This is a genomic window from Nitrospirota bacterium, assembly GCA_016207905.1.
Taxonomy (GTDB): Bacteria; Nitrospirota; Thermodesulfovibrionia; order Thermodesulfovibrionales; family JdFR-86; genus JACQZC01.
The window spans coordinates 1-25,933 of record JACQZC010000052.1; the positions used below are offsets into that span (position 1 = coordinate 1).

29 protein-coding genes are annotated in these 25,933 nt (G+C 42.6%); 20 read left to right on the top strand and 9 right to left on the bottom strand.

Translation table 11 applies throughout. From position 1 onward, the window contains the following. Positions 1–346, bottom strand: a 346-nt coding sequence (locus HY805_06215; protein MBI4823806.1) for a hypothetical protein, incomplete at its 3' end; no start/stop codon positions are given. 72 nt (positions 347–418) lie between these two features. Between HY805_06215 and HY805_06220 the strand changes: the two genes are divergently transcribed. The 6 genes from HY805_06220 (at position 419) to HY805_06245 (ending at position 8,136) form a co-directional block, all read left to right on the top strand. Next, positions 419–1,885, top strand: a complete 1,467-nt coding sequence (locus HY805_06220) for a Do family serine endopeptidase (GenBank protein ID MBI4823807.1) — start codon at positions 419–421, stop codon at positions 1,883–1,885. A 115-nt stretch (positions 1,886–2,000) separates the two neighbouring features. Continuing rightward, positions 2,001–2,921, top strand: coding sequence for a PIN domain-containing protein (locus HY805_06225; GenBank protein ID MBI4823808.1), 921 nt, complete (start codon positions 2,001–2,003; stop codon positions 2,919–2,921). Between the two features lie 4 nt (positions 2,922–2,925). Beyond that, positions 2,926–3,630 (top strand): 2-C-methyl-D-erythritol 4-phosphate cytidylyltransferase, encoded by a 705-nt coding sequence (gene ispD, locus HY805_06230; protein MBI4823809.1) that lies wholly within the window; start codon positions 2,926–2,928, stop codon positions 3,628–3,630. Then, positions 3,627–4,097 (top strand): 2-C-methyl-D-erythritol 2,4-cyclodiphosphate synthase, encoded by a 471-nt coding sequence (locus HY805_06235; GenBank protein ID MBI4823810.1) that lies wholly within the window; start codon positions 3,627–3,629, stop codon positions 4,095–4,097. The genes ispD and HY805_06235 overlap by 4 nt, the downstream gene beginning before the upstream one ends. 32 nt (positions 4,098–4,129) lie before the next feature. Further along, positions 4,130–5,512 (top strand): sensor domain-containing diguanylate cyclase, encoded by a 1,383-nt coding sequence (locus HY805_06240; GenBank protein ID MBI4823811.1) that lies wholly within the window; start codon positions 4,130–4,132, stop codon positions 5,510–5,512. A 5-nt stretch (positions 5,513–5,517) separates the two neighbouring features. Beyond that, positions 5,518–8,136 (top strand): CBS domain-containing protein, encoded by a 2,619-nt coding sequence (locus tag HY805_06245; GenBank protein MBI4823812.1) that lies wholly within the window; start codon positions 5,518–5,520, stop codon positions 8,134–8,136. On the opposite strand, the gene dapB is transcribed toward HY805_06245, so the two are convergent. After that, positions 8,129–8,932, bottom strand: coding sequence for a 4-hydroxy-tetrahydrodipicolinate reductase (gene dapB / locus HY805_06250; protein ID MBI4823813.1), 804 nt, complete (start codon positions 8,930–8,932; stop codon positions 8,129–8,131). The two genes, HY805_06245 and dapB, sit on opposite strands and share 8 nt — an antisense overlap. A 176-nt stretch (positions 8,933–9,108) precedes the next feature. Between dapB and HY805_06255 the strand changes: the two genes are divergently transcribed. Genes HY805_06255 through HY805_06315 form a run of 13 tightly spaced genes read left to right on the top strand, consistent with a single transcriptional unit; the run spans position 9,109 to position 20,135 of the window. Next, the gene (locus tag HY805_06255) at positions 9,109–9,957 is read left to right on the top strand and encodes a hypothetical protein (protein MBI4823814.1); all 849 of its coding nucleotides are present in this window, start codon (positions 9,109–9,111) and stop codon (positions 9,955–9,957) included. Beyond that, positions 9,954–10,127: a hypothetical protein gene (locus HY805_06260; protein ID MBI4823815.1), complete on the top strand. Its 174-nt coding sequence runs from the start codon at positions 9,954–9,956 to the stop codon at positions 10,125–10,127. The genes HY805_06255 and HY805_06260 overlap by 4 nt, the downstream gene beginning before the upstream one ends. A gap of 57 nt (positions 10,128–10,184) precedes the next feature. Then, positions 10,185–11,330: a hypothetical protein gene (locus tag HY805_06265; protein ID MBI4823816.1), complete on the top strand. Its 1,146-nt coding sequence runs from the start codon at positions 10,185–10,187 to the stop codon at positions 11,328–11,330. After that, on the top strand, positions 11,327–12,733 hold the full coding sequence (locus tag HY805_06270; protein ID MBI4823817.1) for an AAA family ATPase: 1,407 nt from the start codon (positions 11,327–11,329) through the stop codon (positions 12,731–12,733). Before HY805_06265 ends, HY805_06270 begins: the two co-directional genes overlap by 4 nt. 18 nt (positions 12,734–12,751) lie before the next feature. Then, a complete protein-coding gene (locus HY805_06275; protein ID MBI4823818.1) occupies positions 12,752–14,107 on the top strand; it encodes a class II fructose-bisphosphate aldolase in 1,356 nt (451 codons plus the stop codon). 50 nt (positions 14,108–14,157) lie between these two features. Continuing rightward, positions 14,158–14,424 carry a hypothetical protein gene (locus HY805_06280; GenBank protein ID MBI4823819.1) on the top strand — a complete coding sequence of 89 codons (267 nt, stop codon included), beginning with the start codon at positions 14,158–14,160 and terminating at the stop codon, positions 14,422–14,424. Next, positions 14,406–14,813, top strand: coding sequence for a type II toxin-antitoxin system VapC family toxin (locus HY805_06285; GenBank protein ID MBI4823820.1), 408 nt, complete (start codon positions 14,406–14,408; stop codon positions 14,811–14,813). Before HY805_06280 ends, HY805_06285 begins: the two co-directional genes overlap by 19 nt. A 49-nt stretch (positions 14,814–14,862) precedes the next feature. Next, complete coding sequence (locus HY805_06290) at positions 14,863–15,030, top strand: hypothetical protein (GenBank protein ID MBI4823821.1); 168 nt, start codon at positions 14,863–14,865, stop codon at positions 15,028–15,030. Further along, positions 15,020–15,526, top strand: a complete 507-nt coding sequence (locus HY805_06295; GenBank protein ID MBI4823822.1) for a nucleotidyltransferase domain-containing protein — start codon at positions 15,020–15,022, stop codon at positions 15,524–15,526. Before HY805_06290 ends, HY805_06295 begins: the two co-directional genes overlap by 11 nt. Continuing rightward, positions 15,516–15,941: a DUF86 domain-containing protein gene (locus tag HY805_06300; protein ID MBI4823823.1), complete on the top strand. Its 426-nt coding sequence runs from the start codon at positions 15,516–15,518 to the stop codon at positions 15,939–15,941. The genes HY805_06295 and HY805_06300 overlap by 11 nt, the downstream gene beginning before the upstream one ends. A 26-nt stretch (positions 15,942–15,967) precedes the next feature. Continuing rightward, entirely contained in the window at positions 15,968–17,833 is a 1,866-nt protein-coding gene (locus HY805_06305) for a tetratricopeptide repeat protein (GenBank protein ID MBI4823824.1), read from the top strand. Further along, positions 17,834–19,087 carry a 6-phosphofructokinase gene (locus HY805_06310; GenBank protein MBI4823825.1) on the top strand — a complete coding sequence of 418 codons (1,254 nt, stop codon included), beginning with the start codon at positions 17,834–17,836 and terminating at the stop codon, positions 19,085–19,087. It abuts the gene before it with no gap. A 55-nt stretch (positions 19,088–19,142) separates the two neighbouring features. Then, positions 19,143–20,135: a 4Fe-4S binding protein gene (locus tag HY805_06315; GenBank protein ID MBI4823826.1), complete on the top strand. Its 993-nt coding sequence runs from the start codon at positions 19,143–19,145 to the stop codon at positions 20,133–20,135. On the opposite strand, the gene HY805_06320 is transcribed toward HY805_06315, so the two are convergent. The 3 genes from HY805_06320 to nrfH form a co-directional block, all read right to left on the bottom strand. Further along, entirely contained in the window at positions 20,132–21,403 is a 1,272-nt protein-coding gene (locus tag HY805_06320; GenBank protein ID MBI4823827.1) for a DNA helicase UvrD, read from the bottom strand. The genes HY805_06315 and HY805_06320 overlap by 4 nt on opposite strands. Positions 21,404–21,486: 83 nt before the next feature. Then, the gene (locus HY805_06325; protein MBI4823828.1) at positions 21,487–22,974 is read right to left on the bottom strand and encodes an ammonia-forming cytochrome c nitrite reductase subunit c552; all 1,488 of its coding nucleotides are present in this window, start codon (positions 22,972–22,974) and stop codon (positions 21,487–21,489) included. Between the two features lie 14 nt (positions 22,975–22,988). Next, positions 22,989–23,447, bottom strand: coding sequence for a cytochrome c nitrite reductase small subunit (gene nrfH / locus HY805_06330; GenBank protein MBI4823829.1), 459 nt, complete (start codon positions 23,445–23,447; stop codon positions 22,989–22,991). A gap of 257 nt (positions 23,448–23,704) precedes the next feature. Between nrfH and HY805_06335 the strand changes: the two genes are divergently transcribed. Next, positions 23,705–24,373 carry a site-2 protease family protein gene (locus HY805_06335; protein ID MBI4823830.1) on the top strand — a complete coding sequence of 223 codons (669 nt, stop codon included), beginning with the start codon at positions 23,705–23,707 and terminating at the stop codon, positions 24,371–24,373. A gap of 24 nt (positions 24,374–24,397) precedes the next feature. Here HY805_06335 and HY805_06340 read toward each other — a convergent pair whose 3' ends face one another. The 4 genes from HY805_06340 to HY805_06355 all read right to left on the bottom strand — a co-directional run bounded on the left by HY805_06340 (position 24,398) and on the right by HY805_06355 (position 25,494). Beyond that, positions 24,398–24,637 carry a hypothetical protein gene (locus HY805_06340; GenBank protein MBI4823831.1) on the bottom strand — a complete coding sequence of 80 codons (240 nt, stop codon included), beginning with the start codon at positions 24,635–24,637 and terminating at the stop codon, positions 24,398–24,400. After that, positions 24,624–24,875 carry a type II toxin-antitoxin system RelE/ParE family toxin gene (locus HY805_06345; GenBank protein MBI4823832.1) on the bottom strand — a complete coding sequence of 84 codons (252 nt, stop codon included), beginning with the start codon at positions 24,873–24,875 and terminating at the stop codon, positions 24,624–24,626. Before HY805_06345 ends, HY805_06340 begins: the two co-directional genes overlap by 14 nt. Then, complete coding sequence (locus HY805_06350) at positions 24,857–25,063, bottom strand: hypothetical protein (protein ID MBI4823833.1); 207 nt, start codon at positions 25,061–25,063, stop codon at positions 24,857–24,859. The genes HY805_06345 and HY805_06350 overlap by 19 nt, the downstream gene beginning before the upstream one ends. Before the next feature lie 167 nt (positions 25,064–25,230). After that, positions 25,231–25,494 carry a hypothetical protein gene (locus tag HY805_06355; protein MBI4823834.1) on the bottom strand — a complete coding sequence of 88 codons (264 nt, stop codon included), beginning with the start codon at positions 25,492–25,494 and terminating at the stop codon, positions 25,231–25,233. Between the last annotated feature and the right edge of the window lie 439 nt (positions 25,495–25,933).

Below are 25,933 nucleotides of genomic sequence, written 5' to 3' on the forward strand. Positions count from 1 at the left end.
ATGTAAGCAAGACAAGAAAATACACAAGCAAGGCATTAAGGATATGAATTGTCAGATTAAAGACATGATAGCCCCTCACATCGAGTCCATGAATTTTATAGTTTAGTGCGAATGTGAGATAACCAATGTATCTGCCTTTAAAGGCACCATAATATTCAAATCCCTTTGCCTTTGATGGCTCAAGGAAATATGAAAGGTCTTTTACAATAGGATTTTGTGCTATAAGATAGTCTTCATCCCACTGAAAGGGCGAATTGAATGTATTTGAGTATGAAAGCAGTCCAATGAGGGCTATAAAAATAATATAAAAGGCAAACAACCCGCTTAGTTTTTTAATAGCAGGCATAGGTTTAAATTATTATAAGGATTTTAGTGGTTACTTTACAAGATATAAGATATAGGATTATAATAAAAATTGATGAGAAAAAAGGTCTTTATAGGTATAGCCTTCTTATTACTGGGGTTTCTACTTGGCGGGATTGCTTTTTATGTCTTTCAGAAACCCGCACCTCAGATTATCATCGAGCCGAAGGTTTCGGGTCAGGCAGAAGGCAAGGGCATCTCGTTTTCGGATGTGGTAAGCTCTGCTTCTCCGTCTGTTGTGAATATCTCCACTGTAAAGGTTTTAAGCCGTAGCGTGCCTTTTTCGGATGACCCGTTTTTTGAGTTTTTTAATGAGTTTTTCAGCCCATTTTATGATTCCGATATTCCGAGGAAGTGGAAGGAGCAGGGACTGGGATCAGGCGTAATAGTTTCACCAGATGGTTATATAATTACGAATAACCATGTTGTTTCGGATGCAGAGAGGATAAAGGTTACGCTTTTTGATAAGAGGACATTCAAGGCAGACATAGTTGGTGCTGACCCCAAGACCGACATAGCAGTTCTTAAGATTTCAGCCTCTGCCTTGCCTGTAATACCATGGGGAGATTCGGACAAGCTCAGAGTAGGCGAATTCGTTCTTGCCATAGGCAATCCATTTGGATTGAACCATACAGTGACGATGGGCATTATAAGCGCAGTTGGCAGGGCAAATGTCGGGATTGCCGAGTATGAGGATTTCATACAGACCGATGCGGCTATTAACCCCGGAAACTCAGGAGGTCCTTTAGTTGACACAAGCGGCAACCTCATCGGAATAAATACAGCTATATTTACAAAAAGCGGTGGGTATCAGGGAGTTGGGTTTGCAGTGCCAAGCAATATGGCACGACTCCTGATGGAACAGCTTCTGAAAGAAGGCAAGATAATAAGGGGCTGGCTTGGAGTTACGATTCAGGAGCTTACGCCTGAGCTAAGCCAGAAATTCGGGTATGAGACAGAAGGAGGTGCCCTCGTTGGTGAGGCAATGTCAGGCAGTCCTGCTGAAAAGGCCGGCATACGCCGTGGAGATATTATTGTCCAGTATGATGGAAAGGATGTGAGCAGTCCTTCGGTCTTAAAAAATCTGGTTGCCAGAAATAAGCCGGGCAAACAGGTGACTGTGAAGCTCTTCAGAAATAAAAGGTTTATAGATGTGGTTGTCACTGTTGGAGAGCCTCCAGCAGAGCTAAGCAGTGCTCAGCCTACGAATGAGAAAAAAGACAGCAGAAAGAGTGCATTCTCGGGTCTCTCTGTCATGGAACTGACAAAAGACATTGCAAGACAGCTTAGCCTTGACATGGCTGAGGGAGGAGTTGTGGTCGTTAAGGTCTCGGTAGGCACTCCTTCGGAAGACGCAGGACTTAAACGGGGCGATGTCATTCACGAGATAGATGGAAAACGAATTAGAAACATAGAGGATTTTAACCGCATCACCTATGAGATAAAAACTGAAGAGACAGTGCTGATGTACATTACACGAGGCAATAGAAAGTTCTATATAACAGTATTCACTTCATCGTAAAATAATACAAAAAGAAAGGAGGCTTAAAAAATTGTTCGTAATATTCAGGATAATTATTGTATCTCTGTTTTTAGCAATAGGCTATTATATCGGAGCAAAGTTCGACTCTCCGCTAATGGGCATTGCGGCAGGCGTTTCTTTAGGCTTACTATCGATACTCATGGAGATGATTCTAAGGAGGGTATCGATAGGCTCTATAATTGGAGGGTTTATCGGTCTTTCCTTGGGTGTTGTCACTGCTACGATTATCCTTGTGCCACTGAAGGCTGTAATCAGCGAGTACTTTAACATAGCACTGTTTATAGTGGGCTCGCTTTTAGGCTATACAGGGCTTTTAGTGGGAATCAAGAAGGGTCAGAGGCTTACTGTTTCTGGAATATTTAGGACACTAAAGGGTCAGCCCGAGGAGGGAAATCAGAAACTGCTTGACACATCTGTCATAATCGACGGAAGAATTGCCGATATATGCGAGACAGGATTCCTCGAGGGCACTTTTATAGTGCCACAGTTCATTCTTCAGGAGCTTCAGCATATAGCGGACTCTCCGGATTCGCTTAAAAAGGCAAGGGGAAGGCGCGGGCTCGACATACTTCACAGGGTTCAGAAGATGACCAACATAACCGTCAAGATAGTTGAGGAGGATTTCCCAAAGATAAAGGAAGTGGATGCCAAGTTAGTTGCACTGGGAAAGGCATTGAATGCCAAGGTCATTACGAATGACTTTAATCTCAATAAGGTTGCAGAGCTTCAGGGCGTCTCTGTGCTAAATATAAACGAGCTTGCAAATGCAATAAAGCCTGTTGTCCTGCCAGGGGAAGCCATAAGGGTCTTCATAATCAAGGAAGGCAAGGAGCACAATCAGGGAGTTGCCTATCTCGATGACGGCACAATGGTCGTTGTTGACAACGGTAGAAGGCTTATTGGCAAAAATGCAGATGTCACCGTAACGAGTGTGCTTCAAACCACTGCAGGAAGAATGATTTTCACGAAGCTTAAGGAAGATTACGAGAGAGAAGAAATAAGAGCGGCTAAATAGCCATATGAAACAAAAAAAAACCGTTGCCATCGTTCCATCGGCAGGTCAGGGCAAAAGGCTTGGTTTACACATAAGCAAGCCTTTTGTCCTGTTAATCGACAAACCCCTTATTGCATGGACACTCATCACCCTTAATTCCGTAGAGGAGATCTCGGAGATTATACCTGTTTTCAGGCAGGAAGATACGGCTGAGGCTATTAAGCTTATAGAGAGGTTTTCTATTACGAAGATAAAAAGAATCGCCTCGGGTGGTTCCGAAAGACAGGATTCGGTTTTAAATGGCTTAAGGCTCATAGGGGACTCCGTAGACATAGTTCTTGTACATGATGGCGTAAGGGCACTCGTTAAAAAATCCCTTATAGAAAACTCCATAGCAGAGCTCGAGGGCTATGACGGCGTAATAACCGCAGTGCCTCCAAAAGACACCATCAAGGAGACCGATGACTCTAAGATGGTTATAAGGACTCATAACCGCAGTGCCCTCTGGTCTATCCAGACGCCTCAGGTTTTCCCCTTCAAGACGCTTCTGGATGCCCATGAAAAGGCACTGTCCGATGGGTTTTATTCAACGGACGACTCGGCTCTCGTTGAAAGGCTCGGAGGAAAAATAAAGGTGCTCATGGGCTCATATAAGAATATCAAAGTTACAACTCCTGAGGACATTTTAGTAGCAGAAGCCCTTATGAAGACGGAGACTGGCAATCTATGAGAGTTGGCTTTGGATATGACTCCCACAGACTTGAGTATGGCAGAAGGCTTATCATTGGTGGTATAGAAATCCCTTTTAAAAAGGGGCTCGTTGGTCACTCAGACGGAGATGTGCTTTTACATTCGATTATAGATGCCATAATCGGTGCCCTTGGGCTCGGAGACATAGGAACACATTTCCCTGACACGGATGACAGATGGAAGTCTGCCTCAAGCCTTAGCCTTCTTAAAGGCATCGTTGGACTTGCCAATGCCAATGGCTATGAGGTCTTATGGGTAGACTCTACTGTTATTGCAGAGGAGCCTAAGCTTGCACCTTATATAGATAAAATGAAAGACTCCATATCAACCACTGGAATCCCGGCAGGCTCGATAAACATAAAGGCAAAGACAAACGAGAAAATGGGCTTTGTAGGCAGGGGTGAGGGCATTGTTTCATATGCAGTGTGTCTTTTAAAAAGGTTTTGACAGAAGCCCATATTACTCTATAATATATCAGAATGAAAAAGGTATATGTCTTTGAAAAAAACAAACTCGCATTGAAGTTCCTGAAGGACTTTTTTAAGGGCTCCCGAGAATACTCTGCAAGGTTTTATACGGATGAAGGTAAACTCAAGGCTCTTAAAAAAGGCTGTCATGCCCTTATACTGGGAGCACCAGATTACGCAGAAAAAATAAATCTTTCAGAGATTCAGTGCCCTTTGATAGCAACGGTCTTAGATGTAACAAAAGGCATGAGAAGCATTATTAAGCATAATATCGAAAGCTACCTGATTTATCCATTTCATAAGGATGACCTCGAATATAAGCTCAGAAGTGTTTACGAAAAAAGAGGCTGGATCGAGAAACTCTATACAGAAAAAAAAGACCTCGAGGCTATAGCGGACATTACATACCACATCTCATCTTCCCTTAACCCGAAGGAGGTTTTGTTCTTTGTCGTAAAAAGGTTAAGCAGTATAATCAATGTAACAAGGTGCTCTGTCTTAAGCATAGGCGTTGGAGAGCATACACACGCAACTGTAGTTTCATCCTTTGAAGACCCAAAGATAAAGGACATAAAATTAGACCTCAAGAAATATCCTGAGATAAGAAAGGCACTCAGGATTAAAAAAACAGTTATTGTAAAGGATGCAATGACAGACCCCATTATGAAGCCTATCAGGGAAATCATTAAACCTATTGGGATAAAGTCCATTGTCGTTATACCTGTTATATTCAGGGATGAGGTTATAGGGTCGCTCTTTTTAAGGACATCGAGAGCAGGGCATATCTTTACGGATAGGGAGATTAAGCTCTGTAGTGCAATTGCAAAGGCATCTGCAACTGCCCTTTATAATGCATTTCTCTTTGAGAAGCTCTCTACTGAAAAGGCAAAGCTCGAAAAACTTGCCATAACAGATTTTCTGACAGGGGTTTACAACATCAGGTATCTTTACCATCGTCTGGATGAGGAATTCAGCAGGTCCCAGAGGTATAATAGCCCCTTAAGCTGTATCATGTTTGACATAGATTATTTTAAGGCAGTCAACGACACTTATGGTCACAGGATTGGCGATATAGTGCTAAGGGAGTTTGCCCAGCTTATAAAAAGGCACACGAGGAAGTCGGATGTGTTTGCCCGATACGGAGGCGAAGAGTTCATACTGCTTCTGTCTCACACATCGCTTCGGGGTGCAGTTTCAGAGGGTAAAAGACTAAGCAGGGTCGTAAAAGAGCACCGTTTTAAGGAAATCGGAGACAAAAGGCTCACTGTGAGCATGGGTGTTTCGTCCTGCCCGCATAAAAGGATAAAGACACAGGATGACCTTATAACCTTTGCAGATAGTGCACTATTTGAGGCAAAAAACAAAGGAAGAGATAAGGTCGTTGTCTTCAAATAAGCCTTATGGAGTTAATAGTCTCGCATATAAATGCTGACTTCGATGCGTTTGCATCGATGGTAGCCGCAAAAAGACTTTATCCCGATGCAGAGATGCTTTTCCCCGGCTCTCAGGAGAAAAAGCTCAGGGACTTCATCGATGCATTTCATCCTGTTTCTATAAAACGCCTGAAGGATATAGATTTCTCAAAAGTAAAGAGGCTGATAATAGTTGACACAAAGTCTCCCGAAAGAATAGGTCCTGTTTCGGAGCTGATTAAGGAGAAAGGGCTGAAGATACACATATATGACCACCACCCTCCACAGGAAGGAGATATTAAGACAGACATGGAGGTCATAGAGGAGGTCGGTGCAACTGTAACTATATTAGTGGAGCTGATTAAGGAAAAGGCAATTAAACTTACTCCTATGGAGGCAACTATCCTCTCATTGGGCATATACGAGGAAACAGGGAGTCTCCTTTTTCCAACGACCACCGAGCGGGACATTCAGGCACTTGCCTATCTTTTAAGAAGCGGTGCGAGCCTGAAGATTGTTTCAACCTATATAAGGACAGAGCTTGGGAGGGATGAGCTTGACCTTCTGAATGAGCTTATGCAGACATCCGAGGAGGTCATTATTCACGGCATAAAGGTAAAGCTCGCAAAGGCATCGAGAGAAGGTTATCTTGGCGATGCCGCACACCTTGCCCACAGGCTCATGGATATGGAAGACATAGATGCCCTGCTCCTCCTGCTTCAGATGGAAGGTAAGATACTTATGGTTGGAAGAAGCAGGGTGCCTGAGCTAAATGTAGGAGAGGTGCTCGAGGAATTTGGCGGAGGCGGGCATCCAACTGCGGCATCCGCAACCATTAAAGAGATCCCCCTCGAAATACTTTACGAAAAAGCTCTCAAGGCTATTAAAGCCTCTGTAAAGCCTGCCAAGACCGCAGGCGATATCATGACCCGTCCTGTCATAACTATAAGCTCAACGAGCAACATTAAAGATACCGAGGCAATGATGACGAGATACGGTGTTAATGTCCTTCCAGTTGTCGAAAACGGAAAATATAAAGGCATAATCTCCAGAGAGGCGGTTGAGAAGGCACTGTTTCATGGCTTTAGAAAGAGCAAGGTCATGGATTTCACTACAACCGATGTAGCCACCGTAACAAAGGGCACAGCCATCCGAGATGTGGAGACTACGATGATAGAGGGAAACCAGAGGTTTATGCCTGTTATGGAAGCCGAAAAAATCGTAGGGGCAATAACAAGGACAGACCTCCTGAGAGTCATCTATGAGGAGTTCCTTAAAAGAAGCAGGATAAAGGAGCCCTCTCCAGAAGAAAAAGCAGGTGTCGGCAAAAACCTCTCATCTTTCATCAAGGAGAGATTTCCAGATGAGATATATGGAATACTCAGACTTTCAGGCGAGATAGGAGATGCCTTAGAGCAGGCAGTATACATGGTTGGAGGCTCTGTCAGAGACCTTCTGAGGGCAGAGGAAAACCTTGACATAGACATAGTCATCGAGGGTGATGGAATAGCCTTTGCAAAAGAGCTCGGTAAAAAACTTGGGGCAAAGGTGAAAACCCATGAAAGATTCGGAACCGCAAAGATAATAAAAGGAGACCTCTTCTTCGATGTGGCAACTGCAAGGACAGAATACTATGAATCTCCTGCCGCACTTCCAACCGTGCAGATATCCTCGATAAAGAAAGACCTCTATAGGAGAGACTTTATAATCAATACGCTTGCCATAAAACTAAACCCGAGGGATTTTGGCCAGCTTGTGGATTTCTTTGGCGGACAAAGAGACCTCAGGGAAAAAACCATAAGGGTCCTTCATAACCTAAGCTTTGTCGAGGACCCAACAAGGGCATTCAGGGCAATCAGGTTTGCCGAGAGATTCGGCTTCAAGCCTTCAAAGCATACGGAGAACCTTATAAAATCGGCAATCAAGATGAACCTCTTCGAGAAGCTTTCAGGCACAAGACTTTATGAGGAACTGCTCCTTATCTTTTATGAGGCAGAGCCTGCAAAAATCCTCAAGAGGCTTTCGGATTATGACCTTCTGAAGGCAATACATCCCCTGCTTTCATGGAGCGATGAGCTCAGCATGACCCTTAATGGAATTCATGAAAGCCTTCTTTGGTTTAGTCTGTCTTTCATAGAGGAAAAGCCTGATAAGGGCGTAATGTATCTCATGGCACTCGTCTCAGGACTAAAAGATGAAGATAAAGATACTGCCCTGAACAGGCTTTCTATGCCTGTAAAATTAAAAGGAGCTGTGATAAAAGGCATCGGCGATGCAAAAAATATAGTAAAAGTTCTGCCTCTTAAGGAGCCCGCAGAGATATATGATGCACTCTCAGGGCTTTCTTTAGAGACAGTCCTTTTTGCCATGTCAATCGCAAAGGAGCAGGTTAAAAAGAAAGAGCTATCGAAATATCTCCTTGAATGGAAAAAGGAGAAGCCTCTTATTTCGGGAAACGACCTCAAAGAGATGGGTATTTCACCAGGGCCTCTTTATTCTAAGATCTTCAAGGAGGTCACCCACGAAAAACTAAAGGGCAGGCTCAAAACCAAAGAGGACGAGGAGAGCTTTGTAAAGGAATATCTAAAGGCTATGGCAGTCACTTAAGCCCCAAAACATCCTGCATGTCATAAAGCCCTGGTGGCTTTCCATTAAGCCAGAGGCTTGCTCTGAGTGCACCCCTCGCAAATGTATCCCTGCTCGATGCCCTGTGAGTGAGCTCTATCCTTTCGCCAAGACCTCCGAATATGACTGTGTGCTCTCCCACAATGTCTCCTGCTCGAATGACTTGTATGCCAATCTCTTTTTTTGTCCTTTCTCCTATGAGCCCTTTTCTTGTATAGACCAAAACCTCATCGAGGTTTCTTCCCATGGCTTCTGCTATTGCCTCTGCCATTCTGAGGGCAGTTCCCGATGGCGAATCCTTCTTGAGCCTGTGATGCGCCTCTATTATCTCTATATCATATTCGTCTCCCAATGTCCTTGCCACATCCTTGAGAACCTTAAGAAGAAGGTTTACTCCTAAAGACATGTTTGAGGCAACAACACAGGGAATTTTCCTTGAATGCTCTTTTAGCTCAGCCATATCCTCTTTTGACAGACCTGTCGTGCCAATAACCATTGCCTTTCCTTTGTCAGAGGCAATCCTTATGTGCTCCATCGTTACCTGAGGAGATGTGAAATCTATTATGACATCTGCATCGGCTATGGATGCAGAGATAGAGTCCGTAAGCTTTACTCCAATCTCGCCAACTCCGACGACCACTCCAACATCCCTTCCGATGTCTTTATGTCCCTTTTTCTCTAATGCTCCCACAAGCCTCAATCCCGAGTATTCTTTCGAGAGGGCAGTTATACGGACCCCCATCCTTCCCCCTGCACCTGCAACTGCAATATTTACCATAGAGACCTCCTAAGCGATTTTCTCGATACTGCCTTTATCCTGAATATGTGCTGGCATAAGTGCATTTATTATAATTAATTTAGAAGATTAATCGCAATTTCTTCTGCATAGCCTATGTTACCTCTTTATACTAATAAGAAAGCACCTCTCATGTGTTAAACTTATAGGCAAAACCAATGGCTCAAAATAGCGAAATAACATCTGCCAGGGACGAAATAAAGAGGCTTCGGGCAGTCATAAGAGAGCTTACTTTAGACCTTGAAAGTATGCTTAGGCTAAGGGGCTTCAGGGTCTATAAAAAAGAGCCTAAAGAAGACCTCCTCTTGCCAGAGGAAACATTTAGAGATACAGAAGGGGTCATTGACCCCTTCTACGAGATGCTGAAAAAATACTCTTTCAGACTTTTCCTAAGAGATGTCATAAAGCATCAGGAATCATTCAGAAAGGCTAATGTCACAAAGTATGCCACAGGAGAGGTCACAGAAGACTATATTAATTACCTTCTAAGGGTCAAGCTCATAGAGCCATTAGGAGAGGAAACATTCAGGCTCAAAAAAAGACCTATAAAGAGTTTTGGCGAGACCTTAGAGTGGTTTGTTTCGGAGCTCTTCAAAAGGGAGTTTTTGACAGAGACAATGTGGGGTGTGAGATTCAAAAGGCCAAAGGTAGGTGGAGACTATGACCTCATTGCAAAGATAAACAGCTCGATCCTTTATATGGAGGTCAAATCCTCCCCTCCAAAACAAATATATGCAAACGAAATCACTGCTTTCATGGATAGGATAGAAGACCTCCAGCCTTCGATTGCCATATTCTTAATGGACACAGAGCTTAGGATGAAGGATAAGATTGTCCCGATGTTCGAGGAGGAACTCAAAAAGAGATACCCTGAGCCGCCTCGTGTTTTAAGGCTTCATAAAGAACTCTTTCACATTGGATATAAAATCTTTATAATAAATACTAAGGACACAATTACAGGCAACATAGAAACAGTCCTGAGTTCATATTTTAGGAGGAAAGGATGATTGAAACTCCGAATATCTGTGCAGTGTGCGCATGGAGGGCAACCTGCCAGAAAAAATTCTCGATCTCTGGCAAAAACATTAGATGCCCTGACTTTGTAAAAGATGCGTCTTTGGACATTGACTCTAAAGCCAAAGAGCCTGAAAAAACAGACAGCCAAAAGGAGAAATAGATTTTCAGGGTAGTTACATATGCTATCCTGACAGTCCTCCTTGTAGTAACTGCCTCTGTGTTTTTTAGTAAGATCACTATCACCGAGACATCTGACAAAGACAGCCCTCAAACCTCAAACACTAATAGCCATAGGATGGTCATCAGCCTTTCAGGCTCTAATGAGCCGACTATTAAGGAACCTGAGATTCTGATTCAAGTGGAGACATATAAAGCATCGATAACCAATGAAACAGCAGTCAGGGCAATCGAGAGCTTTAATAAAAAAGATTTTAGAACTGCGATAGAGCTTTTCAGGGAGCTCTCCAAAGAAGACAAAAAGGCATTGGCGGCACTGGGCATCTCGTATTATATGATGGATGACTACGACATGGCACAAAGATATCTCGAGGAATCGTTGTATTATAACGAAAGCTTTGCCGCAAGAAAATTTCTTGCATTCATCTACTACAAAAGGGATGACCTCGAAAGTGCTCTTAGCAGTGCTGAAAAAGGGCTTTCTACTCAGGATGACCCTGAGCTCAGGACACTCTACGAAAAGGTTCAAAGGGAGCTAAATACCCAGCAAAACTTCATAAAGGAAAGCGCCATTCACTTCAAGGTATTCTTTGATGGATACGAACATAGCGGTTTAAGCAGAAAGGTCTTAGATATACTTGAAGATGCCTATGACTCCATAGGGACCGAGATATTTTATTTCCCACGGGAGCCTATAACTGTTATACTTTATACGGAAAAGGACTTTTTTGACATAACAAAAGGTCCTGAATGGTCTGGAGGGATATACGACGGAAAGATTAGGATTCCCTTCAGGGGAGTCGAGAAAAAAGAGGAGGCTCTTAAAAGAATGCTCCGCCATGAATACACCCATGCCCTCGTGCACCAGATAACAAAAAACTGCCCTACATGGCTCAATGAAGGGCTTGCCGAGTATTTCTCGGGAGCTAACGAAAAAACCGGGCAGATAATTCCGCTAAGGGAACTTGAAGGGTCATTTCTAAGTCTTGGCAAAGACAAGGTGAAAACAGCCTATCAGGAAAGCTACTCCGCTATCTCATACCTCATAGAAAGATACGGACTACTGAGCATAAAACATCTGCTTGTCTCCTTAGGAGAGGGCAAGGATTTAAACAGTGCATTTCAAGAGGCATTCTCCATAAGCTATGAGGAGTTTGTCTCAACATGGGGGGATAACGAAATATGATATATAACAGTTTCTTTGGATTCAGCGAGGAGCCTTTTGGAGTAACACCGGACCCGAAGTTCTTCTATATGAGCAGAAAGCACGAGGAGGCAATCGCACATATTAGCTTTGGGATAAACGAAAACAGGGGATTTGTAATGCTAACAGGCGAGATAGGCTCCGGGAAAACAACTGTCATAAGATATTTTCTTGAGAACCTCGACAAAAAAACTCATACATCCTTAATACTTAACCCAATGGTCGAGCCACTTGACCTTCTGAAGCTCATTACACATGATTTTGGAATCCGCTATTCGGGCAATACATACAAAGACCTCATGGACAGTCTAAATAATTTTCTTATCAAGTGTTTTGAAAAAGACGAAAAAACAATACTTATAATCGACGAGGCTCAGGAGATGTCCATGGAATGTCTTGAGTTCATAAGACTCCTTTCTAACCTTGAAACAGACACTCATAAGCTCCTTCAGGTAATTCTCGTAGGACAGCCTGAGCTTAAAGAGCTAATATCCAGCGAGAGGCTAAGACAGCTTGACCAGAGGGTTGCCGTAAGATACCACCTCGAGCCCCTTGACGAGGCAGATGTATCGGGTTATATAAAGCACAGGCTCAAGGTAGCAGGCAGTTTGACAGTGGCATTCCCCAAAAAAGGTATAACCTCTATCTACAGGGCAAGCCATGGCATCCCACGACTCATAAACCTATGTTCAGACAGGTCACTTATGCAGGCTTATGCAGAAGGCAGGCAAGAGATAACTACTAAAGCCATAAAGACTGCCTTGAAAGAATTAAGCATTGAAGAAAAACCATCACCCCTCCTTCTTAAGCCTGCATTTGTAGGTCCAATATTGTTTTTAATAGCAGTGTTGATTGCACTCTTAATAGTATCAAAAGAAACCGGCATTAAGTCTCCAGTCCCAATTGTAAACACTGCCCATATAGCAAACACCTCTGAAGTAAAGGAGGAAAAGACCTCAGACATCTCGATAGTTAACGACATATTCATGACAAGCAATAGCCTTCTCGTAGAGGAGACAAGCATCCTTAACCTTTTAACTATATGGGGCGAGAAGAATTTAAAGACAGAGAAAATCATGGATGATATAAAAAACAGAGGCTATCTCCAGTATGAATTTAAAGACCCTGCTAAGATAATGAACTTCAACCTGCCTGTCATAATATTATTAAAGGATAAGTCCGTTGTGCTTAAACTTCTTGTCGGAAAAAATGCCCTTATCATAGACCCAACCGAGGGCAAAAAAATCCTTACATTTAGTGAGATTAAAGACAAGATAACCACTATTAAACTTTTCTACAAAAGCAAGTATACTGGGGAGAAGGCTGATATCGAGACACGGATTATGCGCTCTATAGATGCCAACTCACCAAGACTGGTTTTATAAAAACCAAAAGGGGGGCTTATGGATTTAAAAGGAATAATCTCAATTAAAGACGGAAGGCTTACATTACAGAGCGAGACAAGACTCAAGGATGCAATAGATAGGCTTATATACGATGCAGTTTTTACAGAGGATGTAGATAAGAGAAATGGGCAATTTATCCTGATTAAAGAGGCATGCAAAGAGGCAGGTGTAGTTCCTTCCTCCATACAAGGGCTTTATGAGGAGATGGGAAAAGGCTATCCGGGCTTCACAGTTCCTGCTATAAACATAAGGGGGCTTACATACGATACCGCAAGGGCAATATTCAGGCAGGCAATAAGAATGAATGTAGGTGCACTCATATTCGAGATAGCCCGCTCCGAGATTGGCTATACAAAGCAAAGACCACTTGAGTATTCAACTGTTGTAATGGCAGCTGCACTAAGGGAGGGATATAAAAGTCCTGTATTCATACAGGGTGACCATTTCCAGCTCGTAAGGAAAAACTATATGTCAGACCCGCAGGCTGAGACAGGCTATGTGAAGGGACTCATAAAAGAGGCAATAGAGGCAGAGTTCTATAACATAGACATTGACTCATCTACACTCGTTAATCTTGAAAAAGAAACGATAAAGGAACAGCAAAGACCGAACTTTGAGGCAACATCTGACCTCGCAGGCTATATAAGGGAGATTGAGCCATCAGGGATTACCATCTCCACAGGCGGAGAAATCGGAGAAATCGGAGGCAAAAACAGCACACCCGATGAGCTGAGGGCATACCTTGATGGCTTCAAAGAGGTATTCAAAGGAACTAAAGGACTTAGTAAGCTCAGTGTTCAAACGGGAACTGCACACGGCGGAGTCGTCCTTCCTGACGGAACTCTTGCAAAGGTAAAAATAGATTTCGAGACATTGAGAATACTTTCTGACTTAGCAAGAAAAGACTATGGGCTTTCAGGCTGTGTCCAGCATGGAGCCTCGACACTGCCAGAGGAGGCATTCGATATGTTCCCTAAGACAACTACATCGGAGGTTCATCTGGCAACTGGGTTTCAGAATATCATGTATGACTCCCCTGCCCTACCCTCTGAGTTTAGAAACGAGGTTTATGACTTTATAAAGAAAGAATATGCAAAGGAAAAGAAAGAAGGTCAGACAGAAGAGCAGTTCATCTATAGCACTCGTAAAAAAGGCTTTGGAACTCTTAAGAAGATGTGGTGGGATTTGCCAGAAAGTGTAAAAGCACCCATAATGAAAGAGCTTGAAGATAAGTTCGGATTGCTTTTTGAGAAACTGAAAGTGGGAAATACAAAGGATATAGTAAATAGGACTGTAAAGGCTGTAAAAATTAAGAAGGAGATACCTCACATTCTTGACATAAGCAAATATTGATGCAATAATAGAATCATAGCGAATCATTTTTTGAGTCAAGGAGTGATTAATTGAAACAGATTTCTTTAAGAAGAATACCTGATGAGATTGAATCACTGGTAAAAAAAGAAGCAAAGGCAAAGGGGTTAAGTCTTAATAAGGCGTTTATTTCTCTTTTAGAAAGGACGACAGGCATAAAAACAAAGGAGAAAAAAACGCTGTATCATGATCTGGACAGTCTGTTTGGTGTATGGTCAAAAAACGAGGCTACAGCATTCAATAACAGCCTTCAGTTACAGCGAAGAGTTGATGAAGACTTATGGAAAAAAACAGGATAATCCTGGATACATCAGCCTATTCTGCCTACTTGAGAGGAAGCTTGGAGATTAAATTATCAATTCAGCAGGCAGACGAGATATTTTTAAATCCTGTAATACTCGGTGAACTGCTGGCTGGTTTTATGATGGGTAAAAGTGAAAAGAAAAACAGGGCTATACTTGAAGAGTTTCTTTCTTCACCAAGGGTTAAGGTTGTGGCTATTGATGAAGAGACATCAGAAAGGTATGCTGTGATAATTAATCATCTCAGGAAGAAAGGCACGCCGATACCTACAAATGATTTATGGATTTCTGCCTCTGCCATGCAACATGGTTTGAAGGTTGTAACTACTGACAACCACTACCTGAAGGCGCCCCAGATAATAACTGAATATTATCAGATGGACTGACAAAGGATTATTTAAGAGATTGTTGCTTGTATTTTTGAGGCGGTGTTTTATGAAAAAATTATCTGCATATGTCTTAATTATCTCTATGCCAGCAGGAGGAGACCAAATAAGCTCCACTTATGATGAAAAAGGTCATGGGCTTTTCACATACTTTATGCTTAGGGGGCTGAAGGGCAAAGGCAATGCGGATGGGGATGGGAGGTTGATTGAGAGATAAAACTCATTTGATTTGTGATAAAATAACCATAGAAATGTGGGGTTTCCAGAGAAGGAAATCCAAGATGATAAGGATGCATATGTTTAGGAATATAAAGGATTCAGAAATATTTACGAGGTTGGCAGATTTCTTTGAAAAGAAGCCTGAAGTTTTGCTTGTTTTCCTCTTTGGCTCCGCGGCAAGCATGAAAATGGCAGAAGGAAGCGACATAGATATCGGGATTCTTTTTGAATCCCAGCCTGATGTTTATGAGATTAATGAACTGGAAAGTGAATTGAATTCAATATTTAAAAGAGACATTGATATTGCTGTCTTAAATTCTGCTTCGCCTATTTTAAAGATGCAGGTCTTGAAAAATGGTGTCTTGGTTTTTGCAAAAGGTAAAAAGATTTATAACCAATTTTATGTGGATGCAGTCAATCAATACGATGATTTAAAACAGACGAGGAAGGTATGCGAAGGTAATATTCTGAAAGGAAGAATATATGCCCGATAAGGATGTTGCCCTTGCAAAAGCCGCTTCTATTCAAAGGTGTCTTAGACGAATCAAGGAAGTAACAGGGTTGAACCCAGACTCCCTTGATGAAATGAATAAACAGGACATCCTTGTATTAAACCTCCAAAGGGCTGTGCAATCTGCCATTGACCTTGCAGCTCATATTATTGCCTCGGAAGGATTAGGTATTCCGGATACCATCAAGGATAATTTTGTAAAGCTGGAACAAGCAGGAATCATCAGTAAAGATTTATCTAAAAAGATGCAGTCAATGGTCGGCTTCAGAAATATTGCAATCCATGACTATCAGGAGATAAATGTTGAGATTCTGAAAACCATTCTTGTCAAACATCTCAAAGACCTCGAAGACTTTTATGCAGTTATCCTTGTGCATTTTAATTTTGCGAAGCAGTAGAGGATGGTAGTGAGGGAGGCAGGGTTATGAAAAGACTTGGTGATTCAAAGGCTTTAATTTCTTTAATCAGTGGAATCTTTATCCTGCTCATTTTGCTTTCAGGATGCACAACAATAGATTATGCCCTTATTGCAAAATCTTACACCGAGGAAAAAGGTCAGCATGATGAGGCAATCAAAAACGCCAAGCAGGGTATAGCCCTCAATCCACGATATGCCCCTAATTGGTACTGGCTGGGTGTAGCATATTTTCGTAAGAGCAATTACGATGAGGCAATCCGAGCCTTTAATAGAGTGGTTGAACTCAGACCAGCCGGAGATCAGTTTCAATCCAGCTATAATTTTTTAGGCTGGGCTTACTATCAGAAAGGTAATTATGATGAAGCAATAAGAGATTTAAACAAGGCAATAGAGTTAAAGCCTACGGATAGTGACTCACTCCGCATTAGAGGCTGGGCTAAACATCACAAGGGTAGTTTTAACGAAGCAGTCAGTGATTTTAATAAGGCACTGGAAAATATTGAGCCAAAAGATAAAGATTTATTAAAGGATGCCCTGAGGGGCAAGGCATTTTCATATCTTGGGCTTGGAGATAAAGAGACCGCGCTCAATTTAATTAAACAGGCAAAATCGGCATCAGACTACGACAATAATTATGACCTTTCTCTTATATACTATGTTACAGGAGACAAAGAAAAGGCATGGGAGTATAGAGGTGGAAAGGGGATGGTTGGAGTACAGATAAAAGACTACAGCAAAGGCATGATAAAAGGTGCGGAAGCAGTAGGAATTGTAGAGGGTAGTCCAGCAGAGAAGGCAGGTATGTTGGTTGGAGATATAATCCTTAAATTGAATGATGCAGATATAACAGGAATGATGGATTTTTTAAACAAAGCAAAGACATTAATCCCGGGGACAATAGCAAAAATAAAAGTATTGAGGGAGGGCATAGAAAAGGATTTGTCCCTTCCTGTTGCCTCAGCAGAGGCTTTGATGGAAAAGAATCCACTTATAGCTCCCATTATTGCAAAGAAAAAAGGCAAACCCGAAACAATAGCCAAACTGCCTCAGGAAGTTTCTCCAGTCATTAAATCCGATGTTGACGAACTTCCTTCCATAAAGGCAAAGCCAAATAAAAACGCATACGCTATTGTCATCGGCATAGAGGAATACCGTCAGAAATTGCCAAAGGCTGATTTTGCAGCTCATGATGCAAAGACCGTATCAGAATACCTCACAAATGTAATGGGCTACTCAGGAGAGAATGTAGTTACTCTTTTAAATGACCATGCGACAATGAGTGATTTTGTAAAGTATTTTGAAAAATGGCTTCCAAACAGGGTTGAAAAGGGTGCAACTATTTTTGTCTATTATTCAGGTCATGGAGCACCTGACCCTAAGGCAGGAGAAGCATATCTCGTGCCCTATGATGGAGACCCGACTTTCATAGTAGAGACTGGTTATCCTCTTAAGAGGCTCTATGAGTCTTTAGGAAGGCTTGAGGCAGAAGTGGTCATAGTTGCCCTTGATTCGTGTTTTTCAGGTGGTGGCGGAAGGTCTGTGCTTGCAAAAGGGACAAGACCCCTTGTAATTACAATGGATAATTCTATGGTCTTAAGCCAAAAGATAGCTGTGCTTTCAGCATCAGGAGGAGCTGAGATAAGCTCAACTTACGATGAGAAAGGTCATGGACTTTTCACATACTTTATGCTTAGGGGACTTAAGGGCGAGGCTGATGTAAACAGAAACGGTTCAATTGAGATTGGTGAGCTATTTGGCTATCTCAAGCCTGAAGTGGAGCGCATAGCAAGAAGACTCTATAACAACGAGCAGACCCCACAGCTTATTATTTCGGATGAAAAGCAAGATATGATATTGATTGGAGGACAGTAAATGAAGGAAATTCTTGCAATAGTTGTTGGTGGAGGACCTGCACCCGGGATTAACGGGGTCATAAGTGCGGCTACGATTGAGGCTATTAACGAAGGAAAACAGGTCATTGGTATCATGGGCGGATTTAAAAGCCTCTTTAAAGGAGATAAAAGGTCTGCTATTCCGCTAAGCATAGAGGATGTTACGAGGATTCATGTTCAGGGTGGCTCTATACTTAAGACATCGAGAGATTATCCTGAAAAGGTAAAAGAAGGCTTTAAAACCATGATGTCCACACTCAAGGCACTCAAGGTTAGATACCTTGTGACAGTTGGTGGAGACGGAACCCTCTTTATGGCAAGATGGATTGAGCGGGAGGCAAAAGGCTCGATTGCAGTCATCCATGTGCCAAAGACAATAGATAACGACCTGCCACTTCCAGGCGGAATGCCCACCTTTGGCTACGAGACTGCAAGACACTGGGGTGTGGAGATTGTCGAAAACATCATGGAGGATGCAAGGACAACAGGCAGATGGTATTTCATCACAACAATGGGCAGATACACAGGTCATCTTGCCTTAGGCATTGGAAAAGCCGCAGGCGTAACCATATCCCTTATACCAGAGGAATTCAAAGGAGACAAGCTCTCCTTCAGAGCAGTAGCTGACATCTTAGAGGGCTCCCTAATAAAAAGGCTTTCGCTTGGAAAAAACTATGGGGTAGCCATTCTCGCAGAAGGAATATCGAGTAAGTTTGACATGGAAGAGCTTTCGCAATACGAACAGCTCGAAAAAGACGAGACAGGCAGGGTAAGACTCTCTGAGATACAATTAGGCAGACTGATTAAAAACATCGTAAGGGAGAGCTTAAAGAAAAGAGGCATCGATATAACCATTGTGGATAAAAACATTGGCTATGAATTAAGAGCCGCAAACCCCATCCCTTTCGATGCAGAATACACAAGAAACTTAGGATTCGGAGCAGTGAGGTTTCTTCTTCTTGGAGGCACAGGCTCAATGATAGTTTTCTATGAAGGAAGGCTCAAGCCAGTGCCTTTTGTTGAGATGGTAGAGCCCTCTACTGGTAAAACAAGGCTCAGGTATATGGATACCTCATCAGAGACATATATGGTTGCAAGAAAATATATGATAAGGCTCGAAAAAGAAGATTTCTCAGAGGATAAAATTAAAAGGCTTGCCACCGTAGGACAGATGACAGAGGAGGAATTCAGAAAGAGATTTTCCTATCTCACCGAACAAATACAATACCCATAAAAAGAGCCTGATTAAAATCATATCCTATTAAAATGTCTTATACTAAAATATCCATATGCAAAAGAGTAACCGTTCTTATCTAAGAAAGCTTCGATATACCTTTCAATGGGGAGTTTTCTGCCTCGTAGTCTATGCAGGCTACAAATTATACCTTTTTATAGAGCATTTCACCTCAGGCACAGCCTTAATTCAAAGACCGCCTCTTGTCGATGGGTTTCTTCCAATAGGTGCACTGATGAGCCTTAAGCTCTGGATAATAGAAGGGGTCTTTGACAGCATCCATCCAGCTTCGCTCGTAATCTTCCTTTCAGCCCTCATCGTGTCTCTGCTTTTGAGGAAAAGCTTCTGTGGCTGGCTCTGCCCTGTTGGCACACTTTCAGAAGCAGTCTTTAAGGCAGGCAAAAGGTTATTCGGAAAGAATTATAAACTATCCTCATATATCGATTACCCTTTGAGGTCGGTTAAATATATCCTTCTTGGGTTTTTCCTCTATGTGGCGGGAAAGATGTCCTCAACTGCCATAGAGGGGTTTTTGAACACTTTTTACTGGAAGGTGGCTGATATAAAAATGCTTAAGTTTTTCACTGAGATGTCTGCCCTAACATTTACAGTCCTTCTCGGTTTATTAGTTTTATCGCTTTTTTTAAAGAACTTCTGGTGCAGGTATCTCTGCCCCTATGGAGCATTGCTTGGGATATTGAGTCTTTTAAGCCCTTTAAAGATAACGAGGAATGATGAGGCATGCACACATTGTCATCTCTGCACAAAGAACTGCCCGTCTCATCTTCCTATCGAAGAAAAACAAAGGCTAAAATCTCCTGAATGCACAGGGTGCCTTACATGCGTAAGTGTTTGTCCCTCAAAAGGCGCACTGGATATCTCACTTCATAGAAAACCTGTTAACCCTTTGATTTACACGGCATTAATCGTAGTGGTGTTTTTCGGCATCATATCCATTGGCAAACTTACAGGCAGATGGCATTCATCTTTAACATATGAGGAATACAAAGCAGTCATACCCGTGATTTCGGAGCTTATGCATCCTTAAAAAAGCCTGCCCTCCTCTTTTTGAGTTTTCTCCTTTCTGCCAGCATGCTTGTGTTCAAATATCTTTACCTTCCCGTATTCGCCATCAAATCCCGGTGTGATTGAGACATCACCCTTTCGCATCTTTTCAATTGCCTGAGAGAGCCTTTCCGAGCATTTAGATATGTCTTCAATAGTAGTATCCATAAGAATATTCAATTCATTTCCGAGTGTGCCGATTAACTTGAAATACTCCTTCTCAACTGCCTTGCTACCGGTGCCTGTATTTAATGCCTCTGATATTATCTCAACAAGGGGAATAAGCGAATAAAATGGGATTTGGAGGTGCTGTTCCTCTCTATCTGCAAGCACTTCTACCCTATGCATAACGCCTATGGTCAGCCTTTTTCCGCAGACAGGACAGAGATAATTATTCCTTATCGTCTCCTCTGGGGGCATGCTTACACCACAGAGCCTGTGGCCATCCCAGTGGTATTTGCCTTCTTCTGGAAAAAACTCTATAGTGCCACCGAAGCCCTTTTTTGTCCTTATGGCATCGAGCATGGAGGTGTATGAGATTTCCGTATCGAATATATTAGCCTCCCTGCCTATTTTTTGTGGTGAATGGGCATCTGAATTTGAGATGAGTGTAATTCTGTCAAGGAAGGAAAGCCTCCAGTTCATCGGAGGGTCAGAGGAAAGCCCTGTCTCTATGGCATATACATTAGGTGTAAGCTCATCAAAACATTCATCGAGGGAATCAAAGCCTGAGAATGCACCGAATACAGAGAAATGCGGGGTCCATGCATGTGCAGGTATGAGCATGGCGTTTTCCGAGACCTTAAGAACTATCTCGAGGAGCCTCTTTGCATCGAGACCCAAGATAGGTCTTCCATCTGCCGAAAGATTCCCAATCCGTGAAAGCCTTTTGTTTATCTCATCTACTACGACAAGAGAAGGGGCAAGGATTATGGAGTGTACCTTTCTAAGCCTTCCTCCCTTGCTGTATATAGAGCTTATCTCGGCAGAAAGCATGAAAAACACATCGCTCAATGAGGATGATGGGACATCAGAGGGGATATATTGTTTCTTAAGCCTGAAAAGCCCATCTGATACCGGTTCTAATTTTTCCTTTAGCTCCTTTAGCCAGAGGGGATGGGTAAAATCCCCTGTGCCTATTACTTTTATGCCCTTAATCTGCGCCCATCTCGAAATGCCCTCAGGGGTCATGTCCTTGCTCGTTGCACGGGAGTATCTTGAATGCATATGAAGGTCTGCTATAAATCTCATGGGTAATTATAATGCCCTGCACTCCTCCCCCCAGTCAAGACAGAAAGGAGGGCAGGCCTGGACCTGCCCTCCCCAACAGCCCCTTATTTAGTGAGTTGAATAGTTATCAGCTTATCCTGAATGCCAAAGGGGTCTTTGATCTCCACCCCTTTCTGGAATTTAAGCTTCTTTTCCCCTCTCGCATCCAGGTATTTGTTCAGCTCAAGATTCACCATCAGTGGAACATCTACCCCTGCCTTTGTCAGAACCTGCCTCAGTATGGCCTCAGCCTTTGTCGCAAAAGCAACTGAATCACCGAGTATCCTCATAGCCTCTGTAGGGTTGTGAAAGCCAACAGAGTTTTCACCGCCAATATATAAGGTCCTGAAGAAGGCTTCCATATAGAAATCTTTGGCTTTCTCGTAAAACTCCTTGTCAATATTCTTTCCTGCAGTCTGGAGCTCGTGCACCTTCTCTAAAAGCTTTGCAACGATTGCAGTCGCATATCCGGACCTTAGCATTAAAGATACAGTTCTATCCTGTATAGCGGTCACCTGCTCTTTTAGCCATTCTGCACTTTCAGTATGGCATTGCATACATGCCCTCATGTCGTTCTTAAGAGGGCTGGTTACCCTATGGTCAGAAACCTTATAAGCTCCAACCTTTGTATAAGGCATATGACAATCTGCACAGGAAGCACCAGCCTTCCAGTGAACACTGTTTAAAGTGAACAGCTCAAACTCAGCATGCCTTATAAACGGCATTTTATAACCAGTCACCTTTTGGGTCCATTCCCTCACAGTTTCATCTTCGCGAATCTGCTTGATGATGTTCTCAACTGTTATATTCCCCCACTTGCTACCCTGCCATGGGAAATAAAGACCTACGGACTTGCCTTCCTTATCTTTATTGATATTGTAGGTCACATGACACTGGGCACAGACAACGCTCCTCATCTCCTGACGGGTAATCTTTGCAGGGTCAACACCCATCTCCTTGAGTGCCTTTGTGAGAGTAAAGTCTCTAGATATCTTCAATGACATGTCCTTGTTGTCATGACAGTCAATGCAGGCCACACCAAGCTCCCGATGCTCCTTGGGAATAGTGGCATGGACATCAAGATATGGCTTTTTATAGTAATCAACACCCATCTCCTTTTCAAATTTCGGTGCATATGGAGTCTTACAACTGAGACAGACACCACCAGCTTTTACCCGTGAGGGGTCAATTTCAAGCTGGTCTTTTACCATATAGGCATGCCCGCGTGGCTCATTGTACTCAACCCCAAATCCCCACCCGCTGAAAAGAAGCGACATATAGGGGAATTCAGAGAGCTTGTCATATGTGATTTTATCCGCATCAAAACCCCTCTTATATTTGCTCTTACCAACAGGTGTAGGCTCTTCTGTTTTCTTCCATAATTCATAATTTGTCGGGTATGCCTTTCCCCACTCTGCTGGGTCAACCTCACCGTCTGCAATCTTTACAGGCCTGACAGGCTCTGTTTTGGGCGGTGGACATCCGTACAGAAATAACACTGCCACAATTGTTAAAACGGTTAAATATACTGGCAATTGAAATCTTCTTTTCATAACTAAACCTCCTTCTAAAATGTTTCTATCAGTCCACTGTGCTTGTGAGCTATCCGCCTATGGCATTTCCAGCACTGCCTCTCATGGTCTATAAGCATTACCGTGCTCTCATGGCATCTCACACAATTGGCATGCAGAACCTTTTCTCCGTGCTGCGTCAGCGATACTCTCTCTGGCACCCTTCCAGAATAAAAAACAACCACATCCTTCAGACCATCTATTGACTTCCAGAGATAATGTGCTGTGGTGTTCTCATCAGGCAGGTGGCACTCAACGCATTTTTCCCTCCTGTGGGCGCCGGTATGAATCCATGCCTCATACTCAGCCTCCATCACATGACAACCGACACAGAAGTCAGGCTCAGCAGTCTTTGCCATCAGCTTTGGCGGGCCAAACAGCAAAAAAACAGATATAGTGATAATCGCTCCTGCGACAATGACAAGAACTAATGCGATTTTTCCGTCTTTGTTCATCCCCTTCCAACCCCCTTTAGCAAGGTTTTATCACATAAGGCTCAACCTGTCAACGCCATTCAGATAAGCCCTATTGGGAACTACAACATCCTTATGGCATACAATTACACTGTCTCAAACAGGACGTCTATGATTTTAAATCATATGGCATCTGCCACCACTTGTGAATACCCATACAACCCATGTCCTGTCATTGACATAAAAAGCCAATAACCTTTAGTATAAAGCACTTTGAATTCCTCGCTAAAGGCATATATTTGGATATTTCAGGCATACTAAGACAACTTGCTATATCGGCACCTGCAATACTGATAGCAATCACATTCCATGAGGTTGCTCATGGCTTTATTGCATATAAGTTAGGAGACCCTACTGCAAAGTCATTGGGAAGACTTACCTTAAACCCCATAGCCCACATAGACCCATTTGGCACTATCGTCATGCCTGTGCTTTTGCTTATATTCACACAGGGACAGTTTGTCTTTGGATATGCAAAGCCTGTCCCTATAAACCCTTATAACTTCAAAAACCCAAGAAGGGATATGGCTATTTCAGCAGGAGGAGGACCTGTAACGAACATCCTTCTTGCCATAGTTAGCCTTCTTTTAATCAAGTTCGTAATATTCCCTCTGTCCCATATACTTCCTCCATCCGTAGTGGCAAGCATACTAAAACCTCTCAATATGATGCTTGTCTCGAGCATCGCCATTAATGCCGTGCTTGCCGCATTTAATCTCATACCTGTGCCTCCTTTGGATGGCGGTAGAATACTCGTGGGATTTCTTCCTCAGCGTCAGGCAATTGCTCTGAGTAGAATCGAGCCTTATGGCATGATTATAGTCTTGCTCATTATTGCAAGTGGCGCCTCGAGATACTTCATAAGCCCGATAGTGAATCTCTTTTTATCGCTGTTAGGGATGTATTAAGGCGGAGTATTTTTGCCTTTGCCATCATCTCTTCCCCATAAAGACATAGTTTGCAAGATGAGTGCCAAATTTGCCGCTGATTTCAATAGTCTTTAGCTCTTTTATGTCAAAATAAGAGGTAAAAAGCTCTTTCAACTCATCCTCCGAGGAAAAATATAAGACGGTCCCAAGCGGGGTCTCGATATTCCATGGAATATCCTCAATCGGCATGCTTTTGTAGATGTCTTCCATATCCGTCATCTTGACCTGATCATTTGTAAACATCTCCTCTTGTACCAATCCTTGTAACCAATATAGTATCTTCAATAATCACAAAAATAATCCTATATTTTCCTACTCTGATTCTATAGGTATCTTCTTCTCCTATGACAGGTTTAATATCTACCGGCAAATCCTTATTCAGCTTAGATAACGCCAAATCAACCAATGTTTTATAGTCTTTGGGCAACCTTTTATAGTCCTTTGCTGCGCCTTTTGAGAATTCTATCTTATATCTTTCCATCTCACAGTTTCGCCCTTTTTAAACTCTGCCTTTGCCTTTTTAATTTCTTCCCTTTCTGCTGGTGTTAGAGGAGCTACATCAGTTTCTACCACACTCCTCCAGAAAACCTCTATCAGGTTATCTTTTGGCAGGGTCTTTAACATATTAACCAATGCATCCTCAGGCACAGTTAAAGTCTTAATACCCATCATCACCACCTCCTTAATTTGTAAATTAGCCTTCCAATCTCTTTATATTCTAACCCATCTCCTTCTGTCTCTACAATCTAATGTTTTGATAACCTGTTTTCCCTTTGATTTTTCTGTCATTGCGATGCCGAAACATCGGCAGTGGCAATCTCAGTCAGGTGGTTGTTTTAAAGAAAAGCAGGGTTGAACCATAGAGCTATATAGGTATAGTTTATGTATCCGTCAGATGTTCCCCCACCACCATGTGGCGAATCGTTACTACGTTTTTGATGATTAATAAAGTGTTTTATTAGTCCATCTTCAACTTCAATGGCGTTTTCACTACTACTGGTTTCATAGAGTGGAATAATTTCATCACAGCCATGCGCCGATTTCCTTTGACTAAGGTCTACACTTCGGCCAATTTTAAATGTGCTTCCTTTTTTTGCCATTATTTCACCTCCCTTCTACCTTACTCACACTTCCTAACCCTACACTCATGGCAGACTTTACAACCTCTCAATCTCCTCTAAACCTTCGGCTCCCTTCAAGCCCTCAAGAACTTTAGAGAACATGTAAGCAACGGACGACCTGAGATCAAATATAATCTCAGCTTCGTGAAAGTATTGTGCGGTCTTCTCAGTGCCATAACCGTCCCAAAACCAAGTTTTACCACTATGGTTCATCTCAATAATTATGTTGTCGCGACAAATATCAAATGCTTTACGATTCTTTACAATTTTATCTATAGCCTACATTCAATCTCGAAGTGCAACAGATGCGACTTCAAGGGGCGTCTTGTAGCCCAGACATTTTCTGGGCCTTGTGTTAATTAATGATGCTACCATTGCCACCTGCTCATTGGTTATTTTACCGAAGTCCGTGCCTTTA